General features: G+C 43.7%; 2 protein-coding genes. Both read left to right on the forward strand.

What is annotated here, in order from left to right; translation table 11 throughout:
* The coding region (locus F6K38_RS41855) for an alanine/glycine:cation symporter family protein (protein ID WP_287360736.1) at window positions 1-1,232 on the forward strand (1,232 nt) is incomplete at its 5' end.
* Between the two features lie 47 nt (window positions 1,233-1,279).
* A partial coding sequence (locus F6K38_RS43850; protein WP_353737297.1) for a universal stress protein occupies window positions 1,280-1,431 on the forward strand: 152 nt, incomplete at its 3' end.

Below are 1,431 nucleotides of genomic sequence, written 5' to 3' on the forward strand. Positions count from 1 at the left end.
AGCAACCCAACCAAAACGGTGAAATCTCTTCCTTTCAAGCTCTATCAACTGCCCTATCCGCTGGTGTTGGACTCGGTAGCATTGGCGGTGTTGCCTTTGCCATCAGTATCGGAGGACCAGGAGCTGCGTTCTGGATGACCCTTGCTGGCTTATTTGCCATGAGCAGTAAATTTGTAGAATGTACCCTGGCTCAAAAATATCGAGTGGTCAGACCAGACGGAACTATAGCTGGTGGTCCAATGTATTACCTCTCGGCTGGTTTAGCCGAAATGGGATATCAAAAACTCGGGAAAATTGTGAGCCTCCTATTTTGCATCTTTGCTATTGCTGGGTCATTTGGTGGTTCGAGCATGTTTCAAGCTAACCAATCCTTTGAAGTAATGGCCAGCGTAGTCCCCTGGCTGATCAATCGAGGCTGGCTTTATGGATTAATTCTGGTTGGCCTAGTGACATTGGTGATTATTGGTGGCATTCAACGTATTGGCTTAGTGGCTGGTACCATCGTACCCGTCATGTGTGGGATCTACATTTTGACATCCCTCTGGATTCTAATTGTCAATTTTTCCAGCATCCCATCTGCCATCGAAACTATTGTGACAGAAGCCTTCTCTCCCCAAGCCGTTGAGGGAGGTTTGATTGGGGTGTTAGTACAGGGATTAAGGCGTTCAACCTTTACTAATGAGGCAGGTATTGGTTCATCTGCCATGGCTCACGCCGCTGCCAGGACTGAGGAACCAGTGCGGGAAGGAATTATAGCCCTACTCGAACCTTTTATTGTTACTGTGGTCATCTGCAATATGACTTCTCTAGTAATAGTCATCACTGGAGTATACAAAAATCCTGAGTTTGCTGACTTCGGTGGTGCCGAAATGACCGCTGCTGCTTTTGGGAGTGTAATTAGTTGGTTTCCCATCCTCCTTGCCATCTCTGTGTTCTTTTTTGCTTTCTCTACCATGATTTCATGGAGTTACTATGGTGAAATCTGTTGGGATTATTTGTTTGGTTCGAGAACGTTGATTGTCTACAAAGTATTATTTCTTATCACCATCTTTATTGGAGCTGTGGCTAACCCAGAAGCAGTCATTAATTTCAGTGATAGTATGCTTTTTTCTATGGGTTTACCTAATCTTTTCGGTGGCTACTTACTCTGTAGCAAAGTAGCCACTGAACTTAAAGACTATATGGACCGCTTGAATGCTGGAAAAATAGTTACCGTCACTCAATCTTCCTAGAAGATTAGTATTTATAATATTTTTAAACAAGCCATAGGAGTGAATCTATGAGCTTATTTGCCACCGACCGTATACTTGTCCCAATTGATTTTTCTGAAACCTCCTTTGAGGCTTTAGAAAAAACAATAGACTTTGTCAAGGATGCATCTCATATATACGTTATCCATGTCCTACCTCCTCTCAACCCTGGTGAACCGGG

Origin of the sequence: Moorena sp. SIO3B2 (assembly GCF_010692525.1) — a bacterium.
Classification (GTDB): Bacteria; Cyanobacteriota; Cyanobacteriia; order Cyanobacteriales; family Coleofasciculaceae; genus Moorena; species Moorena producens.